This is a genomic window from Nitrincola sp. (genome assembly GCF_048264025.1).
Lineage (GTDB): Bacteria > Pseudomonadota > Gammaproteobacteria > Pseudomonadales > Balneatricaceae > Nitrincola.
In genome coordinates, this window is record NZ_JBLXDN010000008.1 from 111,860 (window position 1) to 138,342 (window position 26,483).

The 26,483-nt window shown below is 51.0% G+C and carries 28 protein-coding genes; 16 read left to right on the plus strand and 12 right to left on the minus strand.

What is annotated here, in order from left to right:
* Window positions 1–53: 53 nt before the first annotated feature.
* Window positions 54–788 carry a 30S ribosomal protein S2 gene (gene rpsB / locus ACN0R1_RS08360; protein WP_417581799.1) on the minus strand — a complete coding sequence of 245 codons (735 nt, stop codon included), beginning with the start codon at window positions 786–788 and terminating at the stop codon, window positions 54–56.
* Between the two features lie 259 nt (window positions 789–1,047).
* On the opposite strand from rpsB, the gene map reads away from it, so the two are divergent.
* The 5 genes from map (at window position 1,048) to ACN0R1_RS08385 (ending at window position 6,948) form a co-directional block, all read left to right on the plus strand.
* The gene (gene map / locus ACN0R1_RS08365; protein ID WP_417581801.1) at window positions 1,048–1,860 is read left to right on the plus strand and encodes a type I methionyl aminopeptidase; all 813 of its coding nucleotides are present in this window, start codon (window positions 1,048–1,050) and stop codon (window positions 1,858–1,860) included.
* A 1-nt stretch (window position 1,861) separates the two neighbouring features.
* Window positions 1,862–4,564 (plus strand): [protein-PII] uridylyltransferase, encoded by a 2,703-nt coding sequence (locus ACN0R1_RS08370; RefSeq protein WP_417581803.1) that lies wholly within the window; start codon window positions 1,862–1,864, stop codon window positions 4,562–4,564.
* 112 nt (window positions 4,565–4,676) lie between these two features.
* Window positions 4,677–5,180 carry an LPP20 family lipoprotein gene (locus tag ACN0R1_RS08375; protein ID WP_417581805.1) on the plus strand — a complete coding sequence of 168 codons (504 nt, stop codon included), beginning with the start codon at window positions 4,677–4,679 and terminating at the stop codon, window positions 5,178–5,180.
* A 52-nt stretch (window positions 5,181–5,232) separates the two neighbouring features.
* Window positions 5,233–5,721 carry a hypothetical protein gene (locus ACN0R1_RS08380; RefSeq protein ID WP_417581807.1) on the plus strand — a complete coding sequence of 163 codons (489 nt, stop codon included), beginning with the start codon at window positions 5,233–5,235 and terminating at the stop codon, window positions 5,719–5,721.
* Between the two features lie 6 nt (window positions 5,722–5,727).
* Window positions 5,728–6,948: a flagellar assembly protein T N-terminal domain-containing protein gene (locus ACN0R1_RS08385; protein WP_417581809.1), complete on the plus strand. Its 1,221-nt coding sequence runs from the start codon at window positions 5,728–5,730 to the stop codon at window positions 6,946–6,948.
* Window positions 6,949–6,956: 8 nt separating this feature from the next.
* On the opposite strand, the gene ACN0R1_RS08390 is transcribed toward ACN0R1_RS08385, so the two are convergent.
* The gene (locus ACN0R1_RS08390) at window positions 6,957–7,601 is read right to left on the minus strand and encodes an OmpA family protein (protein ID WP_417581811.1); all 645 of its coding nucleotides are present in this window, start codon (window positions 7,599–7,601) and stop codon (window positions 6,957–6,959) included.
* A 175-nt stretch (window positions 7,602–7,776) separates the two neighbouring features.
* Between ACN0R1_RS08390 and ACN0R1_RS08395 the strand changes: the two genes are divergently transcribed.
* Both ACN0R1_RS08395 and ACN0R1_RS08400 read left to right on the plus strand, forming a co-directional pair.
* Window positions 7,777–9,690, plus strand: a complete 1,914-nt coding sequence (locus ACN0R1_RS08395) for a beta-ketoacyl synthase (RefSeq protein WP_417581813.1) — start codon at window positions 7,777–7,779, stop codon at window positions 9,688–9,690.
* 29 nt (window positions 9,691–9,719) lie between these two features.
* On the plus strand, window positions 9,720–10,121 hold the full coding sequence (locus ACN0R1_RS08400) for a hypothetical protein (protein ID WP_417581815.1): 402 nt from the start codon (window positions 9,720–9,722) through the stop codon (window positions 10,119–10,121).
* Between the two features lie 5 nt (window positions 10,122–10,126).
* Here the strand turns inward: ACN0R1_RS08400 and ACN0R1_RS08405 are convergent, their stop codons facing one another.
* From ACN0R1_RS08405 to ACN0R1_RS08415, 3 genes are all read right to left on the minus strand, one after another.
* A complete protein-coding gene (locus ACN0R1_RS08405; RefSeq protein ID WP_417581817.1) occupies window positions 10,127–10,900 on the minus strand; it encodes a TatD family hydrolase in 774 nt (257 codons plus the stop codon).
* Window positions 10,900–12,486, minus strand: coding sequence for a peptide chain release factor 3 (locus ACN0R1_RS08410; RefSeq protein WP_417581819.1), 1,587 nt, complete (start codon window positions 12,484–12,486; stop codon window positions 10,900–10,902). Before ACN0R1_RS08410 ends, ACN0R1_RS08405 begins: the two co-directional genes overlap by 1 nt.
* A 141-nt stretch (window positions 12,487–12,627) precedes the next feature.
* Window positions 12,628–13,074: a c-type cytochrome gene (locus ACN0R1_RS08415; RefSeq protein ID WP_417581821.1), complete on the minus strand. Its 447-nt coding sequence runs from the start codon at window positions 13,072–13,074 to the stop codon at window positions 12,628–12,630.
* Between the two features lie 124 nt (window positions 13,075–13,198).
* On the opposite strand from ACN0R1_RS08415, the gene ACN0R1_RS08420 reads away from it, so the two are divergent.
* Together ACN0R1_RS08420 and ACN0R1_RS08425 are read left to right on the plus strand one after the other, a co-directional pair.
* A complete protein-coding gene (locus ACN0R1_RS08420; protein ID WP_417581823.1) occupies window positions 13,199–14,452 on the plus strand; it encodes an ATP-binding protein in 1,254 nt (417 codons plus the stop codon).
* Window positions 14,445–14,978, plus strand: coding sequence for a response regulator transcription factor (locus tag ACN0R1_RS08425; RefSeq protein ID WP_417581825.1), 534 nt, complete (start codon window positions 14,445–14,447; stop codon window positions 14,976–14,978). Before ACN0R1_RS08420 ends, ACN0R1_RS08425 begins: the two co-directional genes overlap by 8 nt.
* 15 nt (window positions 14,979–14,993) lie before the next feature.
* Here ACN0R1_RS08425 and ACN0R1_RS08430 read toward each other — a convergent pair whose 3' ends face one another.
* From ACN0R1_RS08430 to ACN0R1_RS08445, 4 genes are read right to left on the minus strand one after another with little or no spacing between them, the layout of a single operon-like run.
* Window positions 14,994–15,662, minus strand: a complete 669-nt coding sequence (locus ACN0R1_RS08430) for an energy-coupling factor ABC transporter permease (RefSeq protein WP_417581827.1) — start codon at window positions 15,660–15,662, stop codon at window positions 14,994–14,996.
* An 18-nt stretch (window positions 15,663–15,680) separates the two neighbouring features.
* Complete coding sequence (gene rimI, locus ACN0R1_RS08435) at window positions 15,681–16,139, minus strand: ribosomal protein S18-alanine N-acetyltransferase (RefSeq protein ID WP_417581829.1); 459 nt, start codon at window positions 16,137–16,139, stop codon at window positions 15,681–15,683.
* A complete protein-coding gene (locus ACN0R1_RS08440) occupies window positions 16,136–16,987 on the minus strand; it encodes a hypothetical protein (protein WP_417581831.1) in 852 nt (283 codons plus the stop codon). Before ACN0R1_RS08440 ends, rimI begins: the two co-directional genes overlap by 4 nt.
* Before the next feature lie 2 nt (window positions 16,988–16,989).
* Complete coding sequence (locus ACN0R1_RS08445) at window positions 16,990–18,528, minus strand: 2-isopropylmalate synthase (RefSeq protein WP_417581833.1); 1,539 nt, start codon at window positions 18,526–18,528, stop codon at window positions 16,990–16,992.
* A 209-nt stretch (window positions 18,529–18,737) separates the two neighbouring features.
* On the opposite strand from ACN0R1_RS08445, the gene ACN0R1_RS08450 reads away from it, so the two are divergent.
* Genes ACN0R1_RS08450 through ACN0R1_RS08460 form a run of 3 tightly spaced genes read left to right on the plus strand, consistent with a single transcriptional unit; the run spans window position 18,738 to window position 20,696 of the window.
* Window positions 18,738–19,037 carry a nucleotidyltransferase domain-containing protein gene (locus ACN0R1_RS08450; protein ID WP_417581835.1) on the plus strand — a complete coding sequence of 100 codons (300 nt, stop codon included), beginning with the start codon at window positions 18,738–18,740 and terminating at the stop codon, window positions 19,035–19,037.
* Window positions 19,034–19,531 carry a hypothetical protein gene (locus ACN0R1_RS08455; RefSeq protein WP_417581837.1) on the plus strand — a complete coding sequence of 166 codons (498 nt, stop codon included), beginning with the start codon at window positions 19,034–19,036 and terminating at the stop codon, window positions 19,529–19,531. The genes ACN0R1_RS08450 and ACN0R1_RS08455 overlap by 4 nt, the downstream gene beginning before the upstream one ends.
* 10 nt (window positions 19,532–19,541) lie before the next feature.
* Window positions 19,542–20,696 (plus strand): MalY/PatB family protein, encoded by a 1,155-nt coding sequence (locus ACN0R1_RS08460; RefSeq protein ID WP_417581839.1) that lies wholly within the window; start codon window positions 19,542–19,544, stop codon window positions 20,694–20,696.
* Between the two features lie 35 nt (window positions 20,697–20,731).
* On the opposite strand, the gene epmA is transcribed toward ACN0R1_RS08460, so the two are convergent.
* Window positions 20,732–21,706 (minus strand): EF-P lysine aminoacylase EpmA, encoded by a 975-nt coding sequence (gene epmA, locus ACN0R1_RS08465; RefSeq protein ID WP_417581841.1) that lies wholly within the window; start codon window positions 21,704–21,706, stop codon window positions 20,732–20,734.
* Window positions 21,699–22,262: an elongation factor P gene (gene efp, locus ACN0R1_RS08470; RefSeq protein ID WP_417581843.1), complete on the minus strand. Its 564-nt coding sequence runs from the start codon at window positions 22,260–22,262 to the stop codon at window positions 21,699–21,701. Before efp ends, epmA begins: the two co-directional genes overlap by 8 nt.
* A gap of 105 nt (window positions 22,263–22,367) precedes the next feature.
* Between efp and epmB the strand changes: the two genes are divergently transcribed.
* The 3 genes from epmB to fliW are packed head-to-tail and all read left to right on the plus strand — an operon-like array spanning window position 22,368 to window position 24,465.
* Window positions 22,368–23,399, plus strand: a complete 1,032-nt coding sequence (gene epmB / locus ACN0R1_RS08475) for an EF-P beta-lysylation protein EpmB (RefSeq protein WP_417581845.1) — start codon at window positions 22,368–22,370, stop codon at window positions 23,397–23,399.
* Window positions 23,400–23,403: 4 nt separating this feature from the next.
* Entirely contained in the window at window positions 23,404–23,955 is a 552-nt protein-coding gene (locus ACN0R1_RS08480) for a hypothetical protein (protein WP_417581847.1), read from the plus strand.
* 54 nt (window positions 23,956–24,009) lie between these two features.
* Window positions 24,010–24,465, plus strand: a complete 456-nt coding sequence (gene fliW, locus ACN0R1_RS08485) for a flagellar assembly protein FliW (RefSeq protein ID WP_417581849.1) — start codon at window positions 24,010–24,012, stop codon at window positions 24,463–24,465.
* A gap of 75 nt (window positions 24,466–24,540) precedes the next feature.
* Here the strand turns inward: fliW and ACN0R1_RS08490 are convergent, their stop codons facing one another.
* Window positions 24,541–25,053 carry a GNAT family N-acetyltransferase gene (locus ACN0R1_RS08490; protein WP_417581851.1) on the minus strand — a complete coding sequence of 171 codons (513 nt, stop codon included), beginning with the start codon at window positions 25,051–25,053 and terminating at the stop codon, window positions 24,541–24,543.
* A 248-nt stretch (window positions 25,054–25,301) separates the two neighbouring features.
* On the opposite strand from ACN0R1_RS08490, the gene ACN0R1_RS08495 reads away from it, so the two are divergent.
* Window positions 25,302–26,468, plus strand: coding sequence for a DegT/DnrJ/EryC1/StrS family aminotransferase (locus tag ACN0R1_RS08495; RefSeq protein WP_417581853.1), 1,167 nt, complete (start codon window positions 25,302–25,304; stop codon window positions 26,466–26,468).
* Window positions 26,469–26,483 lie beyond the last annotated feature (15 nt).

Consider the following 26,483-nt stretch of genomic DNA (forward strand, 5'->3'; position numbering starts at 1 on the left):
TCGCTCCCCCGTCTGACAATCACCAAGCCTGACACGCCAGGCTTACAAACTGATTACTCAGCCGCTGTTTCTTCAACTTCAACGAATTCGCTCTTATCAGCTACTGTTTTACCCTGACCTTCAATACAAGCATCAGCAACAGAACCAGCATAGATCTGAATCGCACGCAAAGCGTCATCATTACCAGGAATAATGTAGTCAACACCGTCTGGGTTGCTGTTGGTATCAACAACACCGATTACCGGGATGCCCAGCTTGTTGGCTTCATTGATAGCAATACGCTCATGATCCACGTCGATAACAAACAGTGCATCAGGCAGACCGCCCATTTCTTTGATACCGCCGATAGAGCGCTCAAGCTTCTCCATCTCACGGGCACGCATCAGCGCTTCTTTTTTGGTCAACTTGTCGAAAGTTCCGTCCTGAGACATGGTCTCAAGCTCACGCAGACGACGGATAGACTGGCGAATAGTTTTATAGTTAGTCAGCATACCACCCAACCAGCGGTGATTAACGTAAGGCATGCCAGAACGAACAGCTTCTTCCTTGATCACTTTACTGGCAGCACGCTTGGTGCCAACAAACAAAATTTTATTTTTGTTTGAAGCCATGTTGTGCACCACATCCAGCGCGTTATTCAACGCAGGCAGGGTGTGTTCAAGGTTGATAATATGGATTTTGTTACGTGCACCGAAGATGAACTTGGTCATCTTGGGGTTCCAGTAACGGGTCTGGTGACCGAAATGTACGCCCGCTTTCAGCAGGTCACGCATTGAAACTCTAGCCATTTTGAAATTTCCTGTAGTGGGTTTAACCTCCACCTACCCCATCTTCCCACTGCCGAAGCAGCACCCAGAAAGCCTGTGCCGGTAAGTGTGTGTGTTAAGTGTGCCTAAGCACGGTTTTTTTGGAGCGCATTTTATACCACAAGCCGCGTTTTTTTTAAAGCGACTTTTAGCGTCTTCAGCTACAAGCTTACCACAATCTACCAGGAAGCTGATCACTCTGATTGTTAACCCTTATCACTCTGCTCAGTTATTCGCTACAATGTCTGTCAGTTTACAGATTAAGCAGGAAAGAATTGCGCCCATGAGCATTAGCATCAAGACTCCAGAAGAAATTGAAAAAATGCGTATCGCTGGCCGTCTGGCAGCGGAAGTGCTGGAAATGATCGAGCCTTACGTTAAGCCAGGGGTGACCACTGACGAGCTGAACAGCCTTTGTCACGATCACATCACCCATGTACAAAAAGCGATTCCCGCACCGCTGAACTACCATGGTTTTCCCAAATCTATTTGTACGTCGGTGAATCAGGTTGTCTGCCACGGCATTCCCAACAACAAAAAGCTCAAAGATGGCGATATCGTCAATATTGATATTACCGTTATCAAAAATGGTTACCACGGCGATACCAGCCAGATGTTTTATGTCGGCAACGTCCCCGCCCACGCGCAGCGCCTGTGTGAAATCACCCAAGAATGCCTATATAAAGGTATTGCACTGGTCAAACCAGGTGCACGCCTGGGTGATATAGGTGAAGTGATACAGCGTTATGCCGAGAGCAACCACTATAGTGTGGTTCGCGAGTATTGCGGTCATGGCATCGGCAGTGAATTCCATGAAGACCCGCAAGTACTGCATTATGGCAAAGCCGGTACCGGTGATGTACTGCTGGAAGGCATGTGTTTCACCATTGAGCCGATGATTAATGCCGGCAAACGCCAGGTCAAGCTATCCAAGCGCGATGGCTGGACTGTAGAAACGGCGGATCGTCGCCTGTCAGCACAGTGGGAACACACCCTTCTGGTCACTGCTGACGGTGTTGAAGTTCTCACCCGTCGTAAAGAAGAGTCCTTCTAGCATGCCTACCACGCCCGTTTACACTCAACCTGTGCCCGAATTTCTGAATCCTGACGCTCTGCGTATCGGTCTTGAACAAGGCAGCGAAAAACCTCTCAACTTGCTGCGACAAGCCTTGCGCAATGCCGAAACACTGATGGATCAGGATTTTCGCCAAGGGGGGGATATCCGCAGACTGATTTATGGGCGTGCCTGGGTATTGGACCAAGTACTAACGCTTGCCTGGAAACTATTCAGCTGGCCGGATGAGTCCAAAGTTTCACTGCTGGCCGTGGGCGGCTATGGGCGTGGCGAGCTGCACCCTTATTCAGACATCGACATTCTATTGCTCACAGACGAGATCGACGCCAGTGATTTCGCTGATAGTATCAGCGCCTTCCTGACCCTGCTCTGGGACCTTAAGCTGGATATAGGCTCCAGTGTACGCAGCATCAGTGAATGCTATGATGAGTCGCGCAACGACATCACTATCGCCACCAATCTGATTGAATCCAGAACCCTGTGCGGCAACCCAGACCTGCAGCAACGCATGTATGCACGGGTCACCTCCGAACAAGCCTGGTCGGATAAAGAGTTTTTCAAAGCCAAGCTACAAGAGCAGTCAGAGCGCCACATTCGTACTAACAATACCGAATACAATCTGGAACCCAACCTGAAGAATTCCCCAGGTGGACTGCGTGACCTGCAAACCATCGGCTGGGTATCCAAACGCCACTTTGGTGCCACCTATTTGCGCGACCTGGTCGATCATGGCTTTTTAACTGACAGCGAACTGGAATCACTGAATAAAGGTGAGCTTTACCTTTGGACGGTTCGCTATGCGTTGCACATGCTGAGTAAGCGCCGTGAAGATCGACTGCTGTTCGACCATCAGCGCACCCTGGCGGCCTTCTTCGGTTACGAAGATCAGGAAGGCGCGCTGGCGGTTGAACAGTTCATGAGCAATTATTACCGTGTCGCCAAAGCCATGTCCGAATTTAATGACATGTTGCTGCAGTATTTTGATGAAGTCATATTGCGCGGTGAGGACCAACACCATACCGAACCTCTGAATAGCCGTTTTCGTATTCACAATGACTATTTAGAAGCCACCTATGACAAGGTATTCGAACATCATCCGTTTGCGATGATGGAGCTTTTCGTACTCCTGGCACAAAACCCGAAAATCAAGGGTGTCAGAGCCGCTACCATCCGACTGGTTCGTGAACACCGTCATCTTATTGACAAGGATTTTCGTAACGACCTGCGCAACACCTCGCTGTTTATGGAACTATTACGCTCTGAGGAAGGCGTTTCAACACAGCTTAAGCGCATGAACCGCTATGGCATCCTCGGTCGCTATCTGCCTGAGTTTGGTAAAATTGTCGGGCAGATGCAGCATGACTTGTTTCATATTTACACTGTGGATGCGCATACGCTCAAAGTGATCCAGATGATGCGGCAGTTTCGCCACGAAAACATGCAGCAGAGCTTTCCACTGGCCCACCGTATTATTAATCAACTGCCAAAAATTGAGCTACTCTACATTGCCGGCCTTTACCATGACATTGCCAAAGGCCGAGGTGGCGATCATTCCGAGCTGGGTGCCGAGGATGTCATTGGCTTCTGCCGCCGCCATCACATTGGCAAGTGGGACACACAACTGGTCGCCTGGCTGGTACGGCGCCATCTGTTCATGTCAATGACCGCACAGCGTCGGGATATTTCCGACCCCGAAGTGATTCACAAATTCGCACTGGAAGTCAGGGATATAGTGCACCTGAACTACTTATATGTGATGACCGTGGCCGATATCAACGCCACCAATCACACTCTCTGGAACAGCTGGCGTGGTACGCTGCTGCGGCAACTCTATACCGAAACCAAACGGGCACTTCGACGCGGTCTGGAAAATCCGATGAACAAGGAAGACCGCATCGAACAACTGCAAATTGAAGCCCTGCAGCTATTACATCGCATGAACAAAAGCGAAGAGGAAGTAAGACGCTTCTGGCGCCTGCTAGGTGATGAATACTTTATGCGTGAAGATTCTGCCAATATTGCCTGGCATACGCAGATCATCCTTGAGCATGCGGATCAGCCATTGCCACTGATTCAGGTACATAAAACCTCCTATCGCCTGTATGAAGGCGCTACCGAAATTTTCATCTATGCCGATGATCTGCCCTACCTGTTTCCGGCAACCGTGGCGGCCCTCGACCAACTGCACCTTAACGTTGTTGATGCCCGTATTATTCCGACTGACAACGGCCGTACACTGAACACCTATACCGTGCTGACCGAAGATAACCAACCTCTGTCAGATGACCCGGCTTACCTGCAGAGCATTCAGCAGCATCTGACTGAAGAGCTGGACGATCCGAACGACTTCCCCGAGATTATCCAGCGACGCGTACCGCGCGTTCTCAAACTGTTCACCATCCCGACCAGTGTCAATCTGAGCAACGACCCGAGCAGTCAACAGACTGTATTGGAAGTAATGACCTCCGATCGTCCTGGACTACTGGCACGTCTAGGACGTATCTTTGTAGAATTTGACATTTCAGTACGTAAAGCCAAAATTTCCAATATTGGCGAACGGGTAGAGGATTTTTTCTTTATCACCGATGCAGAAGGCAACCCCATCAGTGATCCAGAACTTTGCCAACAATTGCAGACGGCCATCTGCCAGAAACTGGATGAACATATACAACACAGTAATTGAATAGTGACAAAAACAGCAGCTTATCATCAGTTTTTAAAGTTTTTCCGAGATCGCCCGATAACCTGTATATTCAGTGTTAGCCTTCCGAGCAGAGCAATAAGAGACCTTGACCATGAACAGACTGACTCCACTACTGATCGCCCTCGTCGCCCTGATCCTGATCAGTGGCTGCTCCTCCCAATACAACACGCGCAGTGACGCTTTCAAAGATGATTCTGACATTATCATTGTCAAGGTCACTGGCTACGGCGCCCCGAAAAATACGTTTGCCAATGCCGCTCAGCGCCGCTTGATGACTATGCGCGCATCTGAGATCGATGCGTATCGTAAAGTGGCTGAACAGGTCTCCGGCATTTACATCAGCGGTGACAGCGACCTAAACAATTTCATAGCCGGTGATGATCGCTTAAGAACCCAGATCAACACCTTCATTCAAGGTGCTTCGATTACCCATCAAGAGATTCTGGATGACGGTGTTGCCTTGACCCATATGTCTCTACAAGTGAGTCGCAATCAACTGATCCGAATGCTGGAAAAGGAAAACAGCAATCCGGTTCGCCGAGGAGCAAGCCTGGTTCCTGGTGGTGCGGTTCGTGACCCGGGCTATACCTTTTGAGTAGCACAGCTAAAATAAAACCGTTCAATGGGTTTCAGTGAAAGGGTAACTCATGTCGTCTAAACACTGGATAGTCAGTCTACTTTGCCTGCTTCCTTTGCAGGTGGTTGCCAGCAGCCCGCCAGGGTCACAACAGGCGGCAGTGTCACAGGAAAGCCAGGAGCGCATCAGCAGTGAGCTGACCGCACTGGCTCGCACGGAGATTCGTGTGGGTAACCACAAGCGATTCCTGATGCAACAACAAGGCTCCAGCCTGGAAGCGCTACCTGACAGCTTCATATTTGATCATCCGCCTGCCGGAACACACGGACAGATCCAGCAAATTTTCTGGAATGAACCTGACGGTTTGTTTGCGCTGGTCAACCTGGGCAAACAACATCAAGTCCTGCCCGGCCACTTGCTGCGTTACAGCAAACGCTACCCTGGCCATGAAACACTGTCCGGTGGCGTTCTGATGATACTGCAAACCTTTCAGCAGCAAAGTTACGCACTGATTCTACAAGCTAACCGTGTGCCAGCCGTCAACGACCCTATAGAGTAACCTTCCATGCGCCGGATTATTTGTCTGTTACTACTGACCAGCCTGTTCATCACCCTCCCCTTACAGGCTGCTGACATCCCGCGCACCATTGAAGCCGAAGGCACTGCAATAATCACCAATGGCGACCTGATTACAGCCAGACGTACAGCCGTAAACCAGGCTGCGGAAATTGCATCAAGGCAGGCCTCTACGTTTATTTCTTCCAGCGCGGAAACCCGCGATGGCGCACTGGTCAGCGACAATACCCGCATCACCAGCAATGGACTATTACAGGACATTCATGTCATTGAAGAGCAACTGAAAGGTAATGAGCTGACCGTTAGAATCCGTGCACAGGTGAGTGCCGCCCAGGGCTGCCCCGGCGGCATGGAAGAAACGGCCTATCAACGCAATATCGGCTTTACTGCTTTTCCCATGACACAGCCCTCGCAAGCCAATGCCGGCGGACTGCATCAAATAGCCACACAGCTACCGGAACTGCTGGCACGTGAGCTTAAGCAACAACCTGGCTTTAACAGCCACACCGCCACTCACATGACGCTGCATCCGAACCTGCAAAACGCACCCACTCAGATGCTGGATGACGGCACCCTGACCAATTTGCAACGCCATACTGAGCAGACCAACATGCAGTATATTGTATCCGGCGTTATCCGTGACATCAGCCAGCGTAACCCGCAGGGAGCACGCGAGCCCAATATACTGGTAGATCTGTACCGTCGCACCGATCCCACTAATGAGCGTAACCTGCGTGCATTCATCATGGACGTGTATATCCACGACGCTTTCAGCGGTGGCCTGGTTTGGCAGAACCGCTATATGACAGCGGGTATCTGGAATGCAGGTCAACAACGTACTGGCTTTGCCACAGATGCGTTTTGGCAACAGGATTATGGTCATAAAGTACGCCAAACCATGCGACAGACAGTTGCAGATATTAATGATGCTCTGCGCTGCGAGCCATTCAGCGCCCGCATCACTCGTACAGAGCAGAATAGAGTTTGGATCAATGCCGGCGAGTTAAGCGGCATCAATCCAGGAGACAGGCTCTCGGTCTACCGCCGCTACACCCATTATGATGCCATGCAAATCGCCTATCCGGAGTTCACCAACACCCAGAGAACGCTGACTATCGACTCAGTTCAACCGAACTTTGCCAGCGGCACGCTCAACAGCGGCGCTGGCGAGATCAATATTCAGCGCGACGATATCGTCAAGAGTCAGTAAAGTCGCTATTACTGCTGGCCACGAATATTGATTTCTACCCGGCGATTCAATGCACGACCATGCACTGTCGAATTATCCGCTACAGGTTGTGATGGCCCGTGACCAATTGTTGATACGCGCATGGGGCCAACCCCAGAACTGATCAGGCGCTGCGCTACACTCTGTGCCCGACGCTCAGATAGCTGCTGGTTATACTGCAAACTGCCAGTGCTGTCCGTATGCCCCTCAACATCAATCAAAGTCTGATCGTATTGACGCAGCACATTGGCTACCGAATCCAGGGTTTCATAGAAGGCGGGCTCTATACGGTCTTCATTGGTGGCAAAGGTGATACTACCCGGCATGACCAACTGTATTTCGTCACCAACCCGATTTACATCGACACCGGTACCCTGCAGTTGCTGGCGCAGATGTGCTTCCTGCTGATCCATATAATAACCTACACCACCGCCAACGGCTGCCCCTAGCAGAGCGCCTACCAACGCCCCTTCATTACGATTGCCCGAACCGGCTACCGCGGCACCCAGCGCTGCCCCACCTAACGCACCACCCGCTGTACCCTTAACGGTATTCGACGTATCGTAGGGGTTCATGGTGTTACAGCCAGCCAGAAACACAATAGAAGCTGTAGCCAGCACAATCTTATTTTTCATCAGTATGCTCTCCAGTGATCAACATAGATTACCCTTATACCCTTTGAAAACTGAACAGTGCATGAAGCAATACACAGCAAAGCTGCTCAGGGTGCTGGTACACTACCCACCTAACCGCTAAAATAGGGCAGATTGCAGCGTTAATTCAGCATTTCAGCTTCAAGGAGCCACCCTCTTGTCACAGCTTCCTGTCATTGTCGGTTTCGGCGGCATCAGCCCAGCCGGAAGATCATCCTTTCACCACGGTTACCGCCGCTTGATACTGGATCATCTTGACAGCACCCAGCGAACCGAAACTTTGACCTCGCTAGCAACCCTGATGCAACGGGCCAGCTACAGTGAAGGGGCATTCATCACCCCTGAGGGTCAGCGACTGACACAACAAGACCTCACCCAATCCCTTGAAGCTGAGCTTCTATCCAACACGCTGATTCGTCGCATTCATCCAGACTGGTTTGACGTCAATGCGATCATGCTGAACAAAGCCGCAACACTGCGAGCAGGTGATACGCCGCTCACTTTTCGTGTGCGTAACCGACACCTTCCGCAAACGCTTCCTTCCAACTGGAAGATCCGCGCTTTGCCAGGTGGTGAATCTGAAGTAGAAGTCAGCGGTGGCTGCGATGTGATTTTTCCGGATTACCGACAGGCAGCTGTGCAGAGCGCCGGCATGCTGCCCACCGGGTTTGATCCGGGCTCACTCTATCAGTCACGTAATCACCCACGCGGACTGCAAATGAGTGTGTATGCCGCCTCAGATGCGATCATGTCAGTCGGTATCGACTTTCTGGAAATCGCCGCCAAGCTTTCCCCGGACCAAATCGCCGTGTTTGCCAGCAACTCCATCGGCCAGCTGGATGACAGCGGCTTTGGCGGCCTGACCAAATTTCCAGCCCTTGGCAAACGCACGACGTCAAAGCAAATGCCGCTGGGCTATGCACAGATGCCAGCCGATTTCATCAATGCCTATCTACTCGGCAATGTCGGCCTTACCGGTGGAGCTCTTGGCGCCTGCGCAACCTTTTTGTACAACCTGCGCAGTGGCGTTGAAGAGATACGCTCAGGTCGGCGTAAACTGGTCATGGTCGGCGGCAGCGATGCGCCGGTCACGCCGGAAATTATTGAAGGCTTTCGCGCCATGGGCGCACTGGCGGAAGATAAATACCTGCAAGCGCTGGATAACTTATCCGAATCACAGGCCCCTGATTACCGTCGCGCTTGTCGCCCCTTCGGTAACAACTGCGGTTTTACCATCGGTGAGTCCAGCCAGTATCTGGTGCTGATGAGCGATGATCTGGCAATAGAATCAGGGGCGCAGATTTTCGGTGCAGTGGGCGATGTTTTCGTACACGCCGATGGCCATAAAAAATCCATTTCGGCTCCCGGGATCGGCAATTATATGACGCTGGGTAAAGCCGCCTCACTGGTGCGCAATCTACTCGGAGAAACCTCGCTACGTCAGCGCAGTTATGTTCAGGCACATGGAACCAGCACCCCACAAAACCGGGTGACTGAGTCCCATGTCATCAACGAAACAGCCAAAGCCTTCGGTATTGAAAGCTGGACTGTTTCAGCAGTCAAAGCCTATATCGGACACTCACAAGGCTGTGCTGGCGGCGATCAAATCATGGCATCCTTGGGCGTCTGGCAACATGGCATCATTCCGGGACTAACCACCACACCCGAAATAGCTGGCGATGTATATCAGTCCAACCTGAATCTGCCACTCAGTCACCAAGCTGGGGAGCCTGGGCAAATGGATAGCGCACTGATCAATGCCAAGGGATTTGGCGGAAACAATGCCAGTGCGGTGTTGCTTTCACCACAGATAACCGAGAGTCTGCTGAGCAAGCGCTACAGCAGTGAACAGATGCAACGCTGGCGTATACGCCGGGAAAAGGTAGAAGAAACCGCTCGGGCTTATGATCTTTCAGCTACACGCGGCATCAGTCGCCCCCTGTACTTATATGACAACCAGGTCCTAACCGGTGAAGACTTAAGCATCAGTGATACTGAAATTCATCTACCCGGCTACCCGAACCCAGTATCGATCAATGTAGAAAATCCGTATAAAGACTTTAATAAATAAGACGCTTTGACTAACAGGAGGCCATTGGAATGCTATACAAGATCGCCATGACACTGATACTGGGCAGCCTGCTTAGCGGCTGTATCAAAACAGATAACCTGCTGCAGCGAGACCCAACGGCAAATCAGTATTACAAGTTAGACTCTCAAGATTTGCGACTTTGCCGTGGAGAAAGCAGAAACTGCTATGGCCTCGCACACATAGTGTCAGCCAGAGAAAAATTAAGCGAGATGGAGACCATGTATGGTCAGCGAGTCAGCGGGCCCAACTATCCGGTTAACTTTGCACGCATGCTAGTCAACCCACCCAACGGAAGCTATAGCGTGAAACAACTGGAAGGTGGCCGTTTTTATCAACTGCCTGTGAATGACTATACCGATAGTGCCTGGAGTGCACTCAGCCAGGTTCACAAAGCCTATTACGAGAACTAATGCCGTTAATGCAAACGAAACAATGTCATGGCATTGTCCAGGGTTTGCTCGGCAATCTGATCTATAGGAATGCCTCGGAGCGAGGCTAATTGCTGTGCTACTCTGAGCACTTGCAGTGGCGAGTTAGGTTGATCAGTAAATCCGTACAGGGACATATCCGGAGCATCGGTTTCCAGCAGCATCCACTCCAACGGCAGCTCAGCCGCTAATTGCTGCTGACGCCGAGCCCGCGGATAGGTAATCGTACCGCCAATGCCTAAACGGAAACCAAGCTTGGCGTACTCACGAGCCTGCTCAATACTGCCAGAGTAGGCGTGTACCACACCACCGGCAGCCAATCGATAACGCTTCAGCAGACTCAACATCCGCTCATGCGCTTTGACCACATGCAGAATGACCGGTAACTCATGCTGTCGCGCCAGATCCAGTTGCTGCTTCAACAGCATCACCTGCACCTCAGCCACGGCCATATTCGCACGAAAATCCAGGCCGATTTCACCTACAGCAACAATGTCTGCTTCACGCTGCAAGGCATCAGCCAAGCGATCCACACAGTGTTTAGTATGCTGCTCAAGAAAACAGGGGTGCAGCCCCAGTGCTACGACCAGCTGTTCAGGCCAACGCTGACGCAAGGACAATACCCGCTCAAAATCACCTGCCGTTACACCCGGCACCAGTATCTGACTGATACCCTCCACCTTAGCCTGCTGCATCAGCGCTTCCCGCTGCGCATCAAAGACAGGAAAGTCCAGATGGCAGTGGCTATCAAACAGAGGCATTAATGTTCCCGAGTGGCCCTGAAGCGCACATCTGGCCAGCGCTCTTCAGTCAGTGACAGATTCACTCGTGTCGGTGCCAGATAGGTCAGCAGGCCTGAGCCATCCAGCGCCAGGTTGTCGTGTCCTTTACGACGGAACTCGTCCAGCATTTTAGCATCATCACACTCAACCCAACGGGCCGTCTGCACGGTGATGGGCTCATAAAGGCATTCCACCTTATATTCATCGTTAAGGCGGTAAACCACCACCTCAAACTGCAACTGCCCTACAGCACCCAGGATCAGGTCGTTATTTTTTAACGGCATAAACAACTGCACCGCACCCTCTTCAGAGAGTTGCTGCAGGCCTTTTTGCAGCTGTTTTATCCTTAATGGATCTTTCGGCCTGACACGACGAAACATTTCCGGCGCAAAGTGCGGTATACCGGTGAATTTGAGTGATTCGCCCTCGGTGAAGGTATCACCTATCTGTATCGTGCCATGGTTGTGTAAACCAATAATGTCACCCGACCAGGCCTCCTCGACATTTTCACGATCACCGGCAATAAAGGTGACTGCGTCAGCTATACGCACATCCTTACCAATGCGCACATGGCGCATTTTCATGCCGCGGGTATAACTCCCCGAGCAGATACGCATAAAGGCAATACGGTCACGGTGACGTGGGTCCATATTCGCCTGGATCTTGAAGATAAAGCCACTGAAGCTATCCTCATCAGCGGCTACAGCACGGGTTTCAGTTGGCCGTGGCGGTGGCGCCGGAGCCCACTCAACGAAATCCGTCAGCATTTCGCGCACCCCAAAATTCCCCAAGGCTGTACCGAAAAACACCGGTGTCAGCCGCCCGTCCAGATAGGCCTGCTGATCCCAGACATGGGTGGCGCCTTTTACCAGTTCAATCTCATCGACAAACGCCTCATAGTCATCCTCCAGCAAGGCGCGAGCTTCGTCATTATCCAACCCCTGAATAAGCTTCTCCTCCGCCAGCGTATGCCCCATGCCCGGCGTAAAAACATGCAGTGTATCGGTGTAGAGGTTATACACCCCTTTAAACCACTTACCTGAACCGATGGGCCAGTTGATCGGAGCGGCTTCTATTTTCAGTACCGCTTCGATTTCGTCCAACAGCTCAATCGGATCGCGTATATCACGGTCCATTTTGTTGATAAAGGAGAAAATCGGCGTATCCCGCAAACGACACACATCCATCAATTTGATGGTGCGTTCCTCAACACCTTTGGCGCCATCCACAACCATCAGCGCCGAATCCACAGCAGTCAGAGTACGGTAGGTATCTTCGGAAAAGTCTTCGTGCCCAGGGGTATCCAACAGATTGACTGTGCGTCCGTTAAAAGGAAACTGCATCACCGAGGAGGTAATGGAAATCCCACGCTCCTGCTCCATGGTCATCCAGTCGGATGTCGCATGCCGGTCACTACCACGTCCTTTCACTGTGCCGGCCACCTGAATCAACTGTCCGATCAGCAGCAGTTTTTCGGTAATAGTGGTTTTACCCGCATCCGGGTGCGAGATGATAGCGAAAGTACGGCGCTGCGAGACTTCTTGCGAGATTGAGCTGTTGGGCATCAGTTAACATCTTCTAGTTGGTACGCGAATGTATACACATGCAAAAGCACCATTAGCTAGGTGCCTTAAACGGAAAATCCGCAGAGTTGAAAAGCTTTAGTGGCTATTTTCGCTGATATTGAGTTTATAAACAATCAACGATCAATCCAGCCGATAACGATCATGACAGGCGCGGCAACTCTGCAAGGTCTGGCGAAACAGATCACGGGTTTGATCATCCTGCCCGGCGCTTGCCGATTCCACCATTTCGGCTGTAGTGGCAATAAAAGCCTGCATGCGCTCAGTAAAATCAGCTTGATTCTCCCAGACAGCCGCCGCTGAGCGACTACTGACGCTCTGACTTTCTTCGGTAAACCCTTCCAATGCCAACGCCCCCAGGCGGTTCAGCATTTCTGCTCTATACACAAATTGTTCATCTGAATATGCTTTGCTACGGTGCAAGGGGTTGAGCACATTCAATTGATAGCTCATCAACCGGAAAGCGGACTGACGATACTCCACACTGTCCTCAGGTTTCATGCTATCGCTGCTGACCCAGCCTGACATCAGTACCAGTATCAATCCCGTAAAACCTACATACTTTTTCATTCCAACTCCTGCAAAACTCAAAAAACCTAACAAAAAACCAGCCAAACCCCTAGGTGCGACATTGTGACACGCCACAGGTTCCTGCAAAACCGTTATAATCAGCTGATTAGCGACGGAGGTCTGTTTGAACCGACATCAGCAACATCTACTGCACCTGACATATATCCGCACCCTGATTTTGTTTGTCATCTGTCTGGCGTTATATGCCGGTTTCAAACTGTTGCGGCTACAACCCGATTTACTCATGACTGGCATCAGCTTAATGGCGCTGATCGCCCTTAATCTGACCACCTATGTACGACTTCATTCAGCCTGGCCGGTGTTTGATGCTGAGCTGTTTGCTCAGCTATGTGCCGATGTGGTGATTTATGCCGCACTGCTCTACCAGTTTGGCGGAGCAACTAACCCGTTTGTATTTGTGTTACTGATTCCACTCATCATCAGTGCGACCACCCTACCACGCCACCTGACTTTATCAATGGCAGTGCTTGTAGCCGGGCTGTATACCTCCTTGCTCTTCAACCATCTACCCTTGCTGGATTTCAGTGCTGCACATCAGCACACACTCGTTCATCTGTTTAATCAGCATATCACCGGACTCTGGATCAGTTTTATCCTGACCGTCGGTGTTATCAGTATTTACGTGGTAAAAATGCGTCAGACCCTGGCCGAGCGTGACCATGACCTGAACGCCGTGCGCGAGCAACGCATCCATGATCAACAGTTGCTGGCACTGGCTACGTTGGCGGCAGGTACTGCTCACGAACTGCGCACACCATTATCCACGCTGCGGGTGATCCTCAAGGATATGCAAACCGACCACCCTGAGCTGGATGAGGATCTGTCGCTGATGTTGCAACAGGTCGACTGCTGCACCGACAAACTCAGAAATATGACCGACGCGGTGGCCACCGGCAAACCAGCGCCTATCCAACTTGACCAATTTCTGACACAGGTTTTGGAATCCTGGACCGTGATGCGTCCACAGGTCAGCTACACCCTGCAGCCCCTGTCGGAGCCAATTCCGATCATTAATACCAGTGTTATCCTGCAGCAAGCGCTACTGAACCTGCTCAACAATGCTGCGGATGCCTGCCCTGATGCAATTACTATCAGCGTTCACTATCTGAAAGCAGGCAGGGTGACACTACGAATCCGTGATCATGGACCGGGGTTAACGCCACAACAACTGGCCAGCATGGGCAAACCGTTTTTCACCACCAAAGGCGGCTTGGGTATAGGCTTGTTTCTAACGACCACTTCTCTGGCTACACAGGATGGTGAAGTGTATCTGTATAATCATCCGGGTGGTGGCACCCTGACGGAAGTCACGCTAAAAACCCACGAACCTAACCAGCAGGGCACTGAGAATGACTGAGCCGAGCTTTCTGATCGTGGATGACGATACAACCTTCACTCGTGTATTGTCGCGTTCACTGAGTCGTCGCGGCTTTAACGTCAGCACAGCCCATTCAGCCGAAGCCGCGCTGGCATTACTGCAACAGCGACACTTCAGTTTCGCGACACTGGATCTGAAAATGCAGGGCGCTTCTGGACTGACCCTGATTAGTCACTTGCGTGAAACTAATCCTGAGATACGCCTGTTGATACTCACCGGTTATGCCAGCATTGCTACAGCGGTGGATGCGATCAAACTCGGTGCCGACCATTACCTGCCAAAGCCGGCCGACACCAATCAAATTCTGGCGGCACTGCAAGCCAGCTTGCCAGATCCGGCACAGCCGGTTATCGCCGAACCTATGTCGGTGAACCGATTGGAGTGGGAACATATTCAGAAAGTATTGCAAGCAAACGAAGGCAATATCTCGGCCACAGCCAGAGCACTCAACATGCATCGACGCACGCTGCAGCGTAAACTGGCAAAATACCCGGTTAAGCGTTAAGGCTGTTAGTAAACCCTACTGATCATCAATATAGGCCTTGGCATCGAAGGTACGTATCCAGTCAGGATGGAACACCATCATACCCGTCATGATGATGCCGTTGATCAACCCTTCAGGCATCATGATCAGCGGCAGATACATGGCATAATCATGGTAAATTTTTGACCAGGGATAGATGCCATCCAGCCACAGCACCAACGCCATCGACATACCCGAGACACCCACAGCCACAGCCCCTCCGGCAAAAGCACACAGAAACATATATACAAAAAAATTCTTCGGCAGTTTCGCTTCGACCCAACGTAAGATGCCATAGCTTACCAAGGCGGGTACCACCACACTGCAGACCAGATTCACTGGCAGCATCGACCAGGATTCAACCCCTAACAGCGTCATTACCAGCATCACCACAGAACCAGCTAAAATAGCCAGATCCCAGCCAAACATCAGCGTCAGTGTGGTCAGGCCAAGAAAATAGATCGTCAGGTAATCTGAAACCCCGGCTCGCATCTGCCACAACAGCACCAACACCACAATTGAGCCAAACAACAGGTGCTGAATACCGCGCTCACGCCAGATGATGCCCCAAGGTAATCGTTTGATTATCCACAGCAGCAACAGCACATAGATTATGCCACTGCCCCAAAGCCAGTAGGAACTTAATACGCCTTCGGTTATATTCATCAACGGACTCGCTTGAATTCAAGACGGTTGGAACCTTAACGAGCGGCTGAAAAGACAAGCATCTTCACGCACACCCGCAACGGCTGTTTCATAATAGCCCTTACGTATAGCATCCTGCTGCAGCTGACAACATTGATATAGCGCAATCGCAGCGGTATTGGAGACACGGACTTCCAGTAACAGTCGCGTCACGCCCTGCGCGGACAGATTATCCAGTGTCTGCTGTAACAATATCCGTCCTATCCCTTGTTGCCGACACTCAGGCACAACGGCAATACGCAGCAGCTCAGCCTCATCCAGCACCCGCTGACACAAGGCAAAGCCTAACAGCTGAGAATCATCATCACACAGCAGGTAACTACAGGCATGTGGCAAATACACCTGCCAGAGCGACTCTGACCAGCTATCGTCGAAACAACGTTGCTCTAGTGCACGAGCCTGATCCAGCCAGGCTTGCGTGAGTGGCAGCAGTTTCATAACAGCGGTTGCAGATCACGCCAGCAATCGGCTTTGAACTCAGGCAACTTGAGCATATGCATCAGACTGTAACTGGTCACCGCAGACACACCGGCTCGGAGAGTAAAGGTCAAACCGCGCATAGCTTCTAATGAATGGTCCTGCTCAAGCAACCACTGCGCCGCTGGCTCACCGAGCAACAATACCCGACGCGCCGGGTGTTTTTTCAACATCAGATCCAGCTGTCGGCGTACCGCCCGCTGCGCCTCATCACCACCCTGGTTCAGTGAAGAAGACGCAAACATCGGCCAGTGATGCAGACGCATAGCATCCAGCTGCACCTCAGCGCCCATCGCACGGCACAACGCAGCGAGTAAACGCTGATACTCAGGTCCGACAGCCTCTCGGGCATGCGGTGGCAAGCTATCCACCACCAACAGATCGCCAGCCGGTGTGAAAGATAAGGAAAACTGCGGCTGCTTCATCCGCTCAGCCAGCGGCTCCTTGGCAAGCTCAACCGACGGTGATGATTCAGAGCTTGCCTTAGCAACAGGAGCAGCACTGGCCTTAACATCATCCATCTGCAGTGCGGCCAGGGCGTGCTGGCGTGATGCTGCATTATCCGCTGAATGCTGCGGTGTTAATTTAGAAGGCGCTGCAGAGGACACCGCTACAGGCCCTACAGACTCAGTTGTTGCCGCTTCATTCAGACTGGATGGATCCGGCTGCGGCCAGACAAAATCACTCACCCACTCAGCCGACTCAGGCGCATGAGCCAAGGGCTCACGCGGCAACCAGCGACAGATCCCCATCGCATGCAGGTAGTCTTGTTGCCGGTTTACCGCTTGTAGATCAGTTGGTTGCTGCATCATCAAACCTGAGGGTGAGCTTTTTGCAGATTCGCATCCAGCATATTCAGCGCATGAATATACGCCTTGGCCGAGGCAGTGATAATGTCTGTGTCAGCCCCCAGTCCATTAACGATACGCCCACCTTTTTCCAGACGCACGGTCACTTCGCCCTGAGAGTCGGTACCGCTGGTAATGGCGTTAACCGAATAGAGCTGCAGATTAGCACCGACATTGACAATGCTTTCAATCGCCTTCAACGCCGCATCAACCGGCCCACTGCCCTCAGACTGGGCGCGGTGCTCTGTGCCTTCTACCGACAGCACCACTTCAGCCACAGGAATTTCACCGGTTTGCGAGGTAACATTCAGGCTGCTGAGACGAAACTTTTCATGCCCGGCACTGGCACGTGCATCGCTCACCAGGGCAATCAGGTCATCGTCAAAGATATCACTTTTCTTGTCGGCCAGATCCTTGAAGCGCGCAAAGGCATCATTCAGCTCGGCATCGGAAATAAAGCTGGTACCCAACTCTTCCATCCGCGTACGAAAAGCGTTGCGGCCAGACAGTTTGCCCAACACCATACGATTGGTATTCCAGCCAACACTTTCAGCGGTCATGATTTCATAGGTTTCACGGTGTTTGAGTACACCATCCTGATGAATACCGGATTCATGCGCAAAGGCATTGGCACCGACGATGGCTTTGTTCGGCTGTACCGGAAAACCGGTAATGCTCGACACCAGGCGAGAAGCAGGCACAATTTGTGTGGTATCAATACGTGTTTCCAGCCCCATCACATCTTTACGCGTACGCAACGCCATCACTATTTCTTCAAGCGAAGCGTTACCGGCACGTTCGCCCAGTCCATTCACGGTACACTCGACCTGACGTGCACCTGCGGCCACAGCGGAAAGCGAGTTAGCTACCGCCAAGCCCAGATCATTATGGCAATGCACCGAGAAGATGGCTTTATCGGCATTGGGGATACGTGCCAGCAACTGACCGATGGTATGACCAAACTCCTGAGGCACCGCATAACCCACGGTATCAGGAATATTAATAGTACGTGCACCGGCATCTATCACGGCTTCGATAATGCGACACATAAAATCCAGTTCAGAACGACTGGCATCTTCGAGTGAAAACTCCACATCGGCGACCAGATTACGGGCACGCTGGACCGCACGCACGGCATGTTCGACCACCTGATCCGGCTGCATCTGCAGTTTGTACTTCATGTGGATCGGCGAGGTAGCAATAAATGTATGAATACGACCAGAATTGGCATTAGCCAGGGCTTCACCTGCACGATCAATATCGGCATTCAGCGCGCGTGACAAGGAGCACACAGTACTGTCCTTGATGTTGTCAGCAATGGACTTCACCGCCTCGAAATCACCCTGACTGGCAATGGCAAAACCGGCTTCAATGACATCGACACGCATTTTTTCCAGCTGTCGGGCAATACGCAGCTTTTCATCACGGGTCATGGAGGCGCCGGGACTTTGTTCGCCATCGCGCAGGGTGGTATCAAAAATTATAACGCTATCATTACTCATCGAAGGGCTCCAACACTATTCAGGGCTCGCAGCACAATTAGTGCGCGTTAGCATATGCAAGTATTTTAAACCCTAATAGGCTTGAACGGCTAATCATTCGGGAAACTCATTAGCATTGATTGGCCATAACGACAGGGCTACACTCTTTAAATATATATAAAAGCTCAATCACTACAGACATCAGAGCACAAATATTTTATGAGGAACACATGAGGCTAACCCAACAGCAGCAAAAGGCCATTCATAAAGCCGTCATTGATGTGTGTGGGCCATCTGCCCGTGTTCGACTGTTTGGCTCTCGTCTTGACGATCACGCCAAAGGAGGGGATATCGACATCCTCGTTGAAATCGACGAACCGATCAACACTCCCGCCGAATTATCAGCCAAGCTGAGTGTAAAAATAATGCGATTGTGTAATGGACGCAAAGTCGATGTCATATTGTTAGCGCCTAATTTACCTTCACTACCTATTCATGAAATCGCCAAACAGCAAGGAGCGCTACTATGACTCACGAACTGCAGGAGCGTTTACGCTTTTTGAAACGGGTTATTGAAAAAGAAATAGGTTATCTGGACTACTCACTCAGTCAAATCTCCAACATTTCGTTTAATGTTGAAAACACTGAAAGGCTCTCTACAGATCATCAACTCGCAGAGACAGTCGAAGCTTTTACCAGTCGATTTGCAAGGCTTCAGGACACGGTCGGCGATAAGCTACTCCCAAATTGGTTAAAAGCCTTAGGTGAACAAACAGGGGCCGTAATTGACAACCTGGACCGTGCCGAAAAACTTGGCATGCTTACCTCTGCCGATCGCTGGCTGGAAGTACGTCAGCTCAGAAATCTGATGGTACATGAGTATATCGAATCCCCTGAAATACTTGGCAATGCCTTAGAGTCTGCAAAAGCCTACTGCCCGATCATGGTAAAGTTTTCCCGCAACTTGCTAAATGACTTAACTGAGCGCGGAATGCTTGCAGAAGCAACGAATGATAAAGGATAAGGATAACCCCATGAGCCCCACTGATTTTGACCGCCTGATCGACCGCCGCCACACAGCCAGCCAGAAGTGGGAACGCTACCGTGACACCAGCGTGTTACCGATGTGGGTGGCCGATACTGACTTTATGGCACCGCCGGCTGTGCTTAACGCCTTGCACCAGCGCATAGATCACGGCATTTTCGGCTACACCAACACCCCCGCGGAACTGGTTGAACAGGTGCAAGGGCGTCTGCAGCGTTTGTATAACTGGAAGGTGGGCGCTGATGATCTTGAATGGTTGCCGGGTCTGGTCACCGGGCTGCACCTCGCCTGTCGTGCAACCGGTGAATCAGGTAGTGCTGTAATCTCCCCTTGTCCTATCTATCCACCCTTCATGACCTCTCCACACCTGTCTGACCGGCAACTGATTAAGGTGCCGATGTGCCTTAAAGGCAAACGCTATTTAATCGATTTCGAGGCACTTGAAGCATCGATCACGCCAGATACACGCTTATTGCTGTTCTGCAACCCACATAATCCGGGCGGCACGGTCTACCGGCGCGAAGAGCTGCAGCAACTGGCCGATATTGTCCTGCGACACCAACTGATCATCTGCTCAGACGAAATTCACTGCGATCTGGTGCTGGAGCCTGGGCTGCAACATACTCCTCTGGCGAGTCTGGGTGCTGAGATTGCCGAGCGCACTATCACCCTGATGGCACCGAGTAAAACCTTTAATATTGCCGGGCTGGGCTGCTCCTTTGCTGTGATTCAAAACCCGCAACTCAGACGCGACTTTCAGCGCGCACGTAAGGGTATCGTGCCAGACGTCAATCTGCTCGGCTATACAGCGGCCTTAGCCGCGTTTCGCGAGGGTGATGCCTGGAACCTGGCACAGCTTAACTATTTACGTGCTAACCGGGATTACTTGGTGGAAGCGATCAACGCCATCCCCGGTTTGAGCCTGGGGCCGATAGAAGCCACATATCTGGCCTGGATAGATGTCAGCGCCGCACACCTGGATAACCCGATGCACTTTTTTGAACAAGCGGGTGTGGGTATGTCGCCGGGGCGTGATTTTGGTGATGAACGTTTTATGCGTCTGAATTTCGGTTGCCCACGAGCGCTCCTGGAAGAAGCGGTTAAGCGGATACGGCGCAGTCTGCTGAATCATCTGCCGGCCTGAACCAGCAGATGTAGGTATCCTGCCCTGCCTAAGAGCTAAGCCCGATCAAAACTGAACGGCAAGACCTCGGCAATCCTGTTCGCACCCAACTGACACATCAGCAGACGGTCTACACCCAGCGCCACACCACTGCAATCCGGCAGTCCCTGCTCAAGCGCCTGAATTAAGCGCGACTCCAGCGGCCGCTCCGGTAAGGCCAAGCGTTGGCGCTGCTGTTGATCCGCCTGCAGACGTGCAGCCTGCTCCTTAGCATCGGCCAGCTCATAATAGCCGTTGGCCAGCTCCAAACCATCAACATACAGCTCAAAACGCTCAGCTACGACACTACCCTCTGGCTCCTGACAAAGCTTCGCCAATGCCGCCTGAGTGGGCGGATAGCCATACACAAACACAGCGCCCTGGAGTTGCGGCTCAATCAGGTGCGACATAAGCAGATTAAGCCAGGTGTCGCGATCATCATCTTCAAAGGCCGCCTCTATATGCAAGCGACAATAATCGCGCAAGCTGCCAACATCGGCTACAAACGGATCCAGCCCCAGAGTTTGCAGAAACACATCCCGGTAGGAAATACGCCGCCAGGTTTTATGCGGTAGCACCGCGGACACCAGCGCTTCGACTTCATCCATCAATTGCGACAGATCAAAACCGGGCCGATACCATTCTAACAGCGTAAATTCGGGGTTATGGCGCTTGCCCGACTCACCGTTTCGAAACACCTTACCCAATTGATAGATTGCACCAGAGCCCGCCGCCAGCAAGCGCTTCATCGCATATTCCGGCGAGGTTTGCAGATACACCAGTTGTGAGGGACCGCCCGGCACCACTTGATAGTGGGCCGCAATGGAATCAATAAAAGGATCGCTCACCGCGCAATGTGACAGGATCTGTGTATCCACTTCCATCACATCGCGCTGGGCAAAAAAACGCCTCAGTCGCGCCAGGAGCTCTGCGCGGTGGCGCAGGTTTTCCAGCGGGGCTGAGGGTTGCCAGTCAGATACAGAATCAGGCACGGCTGACGTATTCGCCAGTACGGGTATCGATGCGCAGGACTTCGCCTATCTCAATAAACAGCGGCACACGTACAACAGCACCGGTGCTCAAGACAGCTGGCTTTGAACCACCCTGCGCTGTATCGCCTTTAACACCTGGATCTGTCTCGACTACTTCTAGCTCAACAAAGTTAGGCGGACTCACGGCAATCGGATTACCGTTCCACAAAGTCACGGTTATCTTATCTTGCTCTTTAAGCCATTTAGCCGCATCACCAATCGCATTTTTATCGGCGGCAACCTGCTCAAACGTGTTGGTATCCATAAAGTGCCACATTTCGCCATCGCCATAGAGATACTCCAAATCGGTATCCATAACGTCCGCACCCTCAATCGATTCGTTCGATTTAAAAGTCCGTTCCCACACGCGACCGGTGATCAGGTTACGCATCTTCACTCGGGTAAATGCCTGGCCTTTACCTGGCTTAACAAACTCAACATCCAGCATGCTACATGGATCGCCATCGAGCATCACTTTAAGACCATTTTTGAACTGATTCGCAGAATAGTTAGCCATTGATGTTTCCTTGAAAGAAGCTGTGTTGATTAAATTGACAGGCATTCTACTTCAAACGAGAATGCAGGCCAATTTTGCCGTGCAAATAATCACCACCGGAGACGCATGATTCAGATTCCCTTTACACAGCTTCGCAGCTGGCAAGATGAACTGCGCGATGCCATTACCGATCCGGCCGAACTCTTATCACACTTAGAGCTGTCAACTGACCTGCTTGAGGCGGCGATACAAGCTGACGCACTGTTTGGCTTAAAAGTCCCGCGTCCGTACCTAGCGCGTATCGAAAAAGGCAACCCGCTGGACCCGCTACTGCTGCAGGTATTACCGCAACACCAAGAAACACAACCCCAACCCGGTTACTCTGAAGACCCTCTGGCCGAACAGCAGGCCAACCCGTTACCCGGTTTAATCCACAAGTATACGCATAGAGTGCTGTTGGTGCTCAGCGGCGCCTGCGCCATCAACTGCCGCTATTGCTTTCGCCGCCACTTTGCCTATCAAGAAAACCAGCTAGGGAAACAGCAGTGGCTGCAAATACTCAACTATTTACGCCAGCACCCGGAAGTTGATGAAGTGATTTTCTCCGGTGGCGATCCTCTGGCCACCCCCGACACGCGGCTGCAACGCATGATTCAGGATCTGGAACAAATCCCGCACCTGGAGCGTTTGCGCATCCACACACGACTACCGGTTGTCATCCCTTCGCGTATCACACCCACCTTGCTCAGCGCACTTTCAAGCACACGCTTGCAAAGCCTGATAGTACTGCATATCAACCACCCGAATGAAATTGATGACGGCGTCAGGCAGGCCAGTCGGCTGATTACACAGCAGAATATTCCCTTGCTAAATCAGAGCGTACTGCTAAAAGGGATCAATGACAGCGTTTCTGTACAAAAAACACTCAGCAAAACCCTTTTCGCCGCTGGCATATTGCCTTATTATCTGTTCTTATTTGACCCTGTGGTGGGCGCAGCACATTTTGACCTGCCGGAAGTTCAAGCTAAAGATCTGGCCGCAAAACTTCAGGCAGAACTTCCTGGCTATTTAATGCCCAGACTGGCTGTCGAAATTCCCGGCAAAGCGTCGAAAACGCTGTTAATACCAACATACGACACAAGAAACCACCCGGAGTGACTCCATGAAAGCCGCTACTGCCTTTCGCAACCGCCCCACTCAGACTTTAATGCTACGTACATGCCTATTACTGACAGCAACCCTGTTTCTGACGGCTTGTGGCGGTTTCAGCTTTAAAAAAACACCTGAACCAGAGCCTGTTGCTGAAGTACCACCACCGCCACCACTTCCCAAACCCGCTCTGCTAATCAGCCAGATGACCCCTGAAGAACCTAAGGCAAGAGGCGATGTGGGCGCTTACATCAACTTTATCAACGGTACTGATCTGACCGTAGAGTATGTAATGTTCAAAACTACGGCCTATGACCATAATGGTCGAGTCGTACCCTCCAAGCGCTCAGGCGACGTAAACACCTGGCTACGCGTTGCGGGTCCCTTCGCACCCGGCCAGGCCAGCGGCAGTCGTCACTGGGAACAACTTTGGCAGAACCGCGATTTGCGCTGCTTTGAAATTGATGGCGTGGAGCTGATCTACATGGATGGCATGGTTGAATTCTATGAAGCCGATCGTATCGCCCTACTACCAGGCAGTGATCACCAGAACAGCTGTGGCTAAACGCCTGGCAGGCGTTGCAAAATACCAAGAACACACAACAACAAGGATCGATTTATGCAAATTAATACCGCCCTGTTCGGCACTCAGGAAATCAACGACGATGACCTGATTACCTTTCCCCAGGGCATCCCGGGTTTTGAAAAAAATACTCAATTCAAAGTGTTTCATGAAGAAGGTAAACCCACCGTACACTGGCTGCAGTCCGTTGATGATGCCGAGTTGTTTTTTTCGGTGATGGAACCGCAGCTGTTGAATCTAGGCTATGAATTCAGCCTGACGCCTGAGCAATCAGCTCTAATTGAGCTGCAACAACAAGATGAACTCGCCGTAGTGCTGATTCTGTCCAAAAGTGGATCTCAGGATACAGCCGAAACTGAAACTGTACCTTCAGATGCCAGCATTCGCGCCAATCTGACCGGCCCGGTTGTAATCAATGTACGTTCAAGAAAAGCTGTACAGGTTTCACTACCCCGCGTTGAACGGGTCACGTTGATCCGCGCAGTGGATTAATGTGTATAGGCACAGTTCTGCAAACGCCTGAGCTGTGCCTGATGGCTTCATATAATAGCCACATAACCGCAGACGCTAAGGTAAGTCTTTACGCAAAATCGCATACAATGCATGATCAACCCAGTGATCATAAAGCCATTCAACTTCACGTATCACGCCTTCAAATTCAAAGCCTAATCGCTCGGGTATTTTTCGGCTAGCTATATTGTGGACAGCACAGTGCATCTCCAGCCGATTAAGGTTCAAATCATTAAAGCAGAAATTTATCAGTGTTTTGCAGGATTCAGTGACTCGCCCCTTACCCTGAAAAGCCTCACCGATCCAATAGCCCAGTGCCGCTTTACGATTGCGCCAGTCTAAGTAATGAATGCTCATCATTCCTATAATTTCTTCGTCACGGTACAAACCAACATGAAAAGCCTGTTGCTGCTCAAACAACTGAGTAATGTTACGAATAAAGCGGCCGGTATCCTCAACTGAACGGTGTTCGTCCAACCAAGGTAGCCACTGGCGCAAATAATCTCGATTGGTTTCAATCAATGCGAAAAGCGCGGGAGCTTCCTGCGGTTGAATCTGACGAAATTGCATAATACTTGACCTTCTATTGAAGTAACCGACCTATCCCATGGATACAAACCGTTTCGGTTGAACCCCGATCAAAAATTCATCAACCCTTATAAGTGACTGGGTAAAATAATAACCTCATCAACTAAAACTCTCCACATATCAGCCGATATCACATAGGATGACAATAAAATTAAACGCGACTTGCTGTTGAGGATATGCACACCTCCGGGCGGTAGCGTGCCCGCATGCAGTTTAGGAGTTTACACTTCATGATTCCGGTTACTCAGCCTTACCTTCCAGCTAGAAGCACACTTGATAAATATATTGATGGCATTTATGAGCGTTGTTGGCTAACCAACAACGGGCCCTTGGTGCAAGAGCTTACCACACGGTTAGAAGCCTACTTAGGTGTCGAAAACCTACTACTTGTTGGAAACGGCACGCTTGCACTACAAATTGCCTTTCGTACCCTCGGTATTAACCAACCTATCGGGAGGCGCGCACCCGAAGCAATCACAACCCCCTTTACCTATATCGCTACAGCCAGCGCGATAAAGTGGGAAGGCATTGAACCTGTATTTGCCGATATTGACCCTCATACTTGGTGCATAGATCCGGATAATATCAAGCCTCTGATTTCAAACCGTACCCGCGCCATCGTACCAGTACATGTATTCGGCAATAGTTGCGATGTTGACTCTATCAACCAGATCGCCAAGCGAAACAAGCTTAAAGTTATCTATGACGCCTCACATGCATTTAATGTGAAACTTGGAGAGCAAAGCCTGCTTTGCCAGGGTGACGCCTCCACACTCAGCTTCCATGCCACCAAACTATTTCATAGTGTTGAGGGTGGCGCCATTATATTCAAACGCAAACGAGACCTGAAGAAAGCACGCAAACTAATCAATTTTGGTATCACAGGTCCTGAACAAATTGAAGCCTTGGGCGTCAATGCAAAAATGACAGAATTTCAGGCGGCCATGGGTCTCAGTGTCCTGGATGAAATTGAACAGAACCTGGCCGGTAAAGCACGTGTTTACAAAACCTATGAGCATTTGTTGAAATCTGGCTCTAATTCAGTTTCTGTGACCTTTCAGCAACAACATCCAAATATCACCGCCAACTACGCTTATGCGCCAGTGCTCTTCGAAAACGAAGAGGTCTGTCTAGACGCTAAAACATTGCTGCAAGAGAATGGCTACCAGGCTCGCCGTTATTTCAACCCTAGTCTTGATACCTTGCGGCTACTGACTAAGCGTAAACAAAAGTGCCCGGTTTCAAGAGATATTTCCAGTCGTATTCTTTGCCTGCCAACCTATGCCATGCTTGAAGACCTACATATAGCAAGCATTGCAAGGTTGTTACGCGACAGCACCAAGACAGAAACCATTATTGATAATAAAGACTCAAATATTTATAGAAAAATACTTTAACGCTGTCTAGCTCAC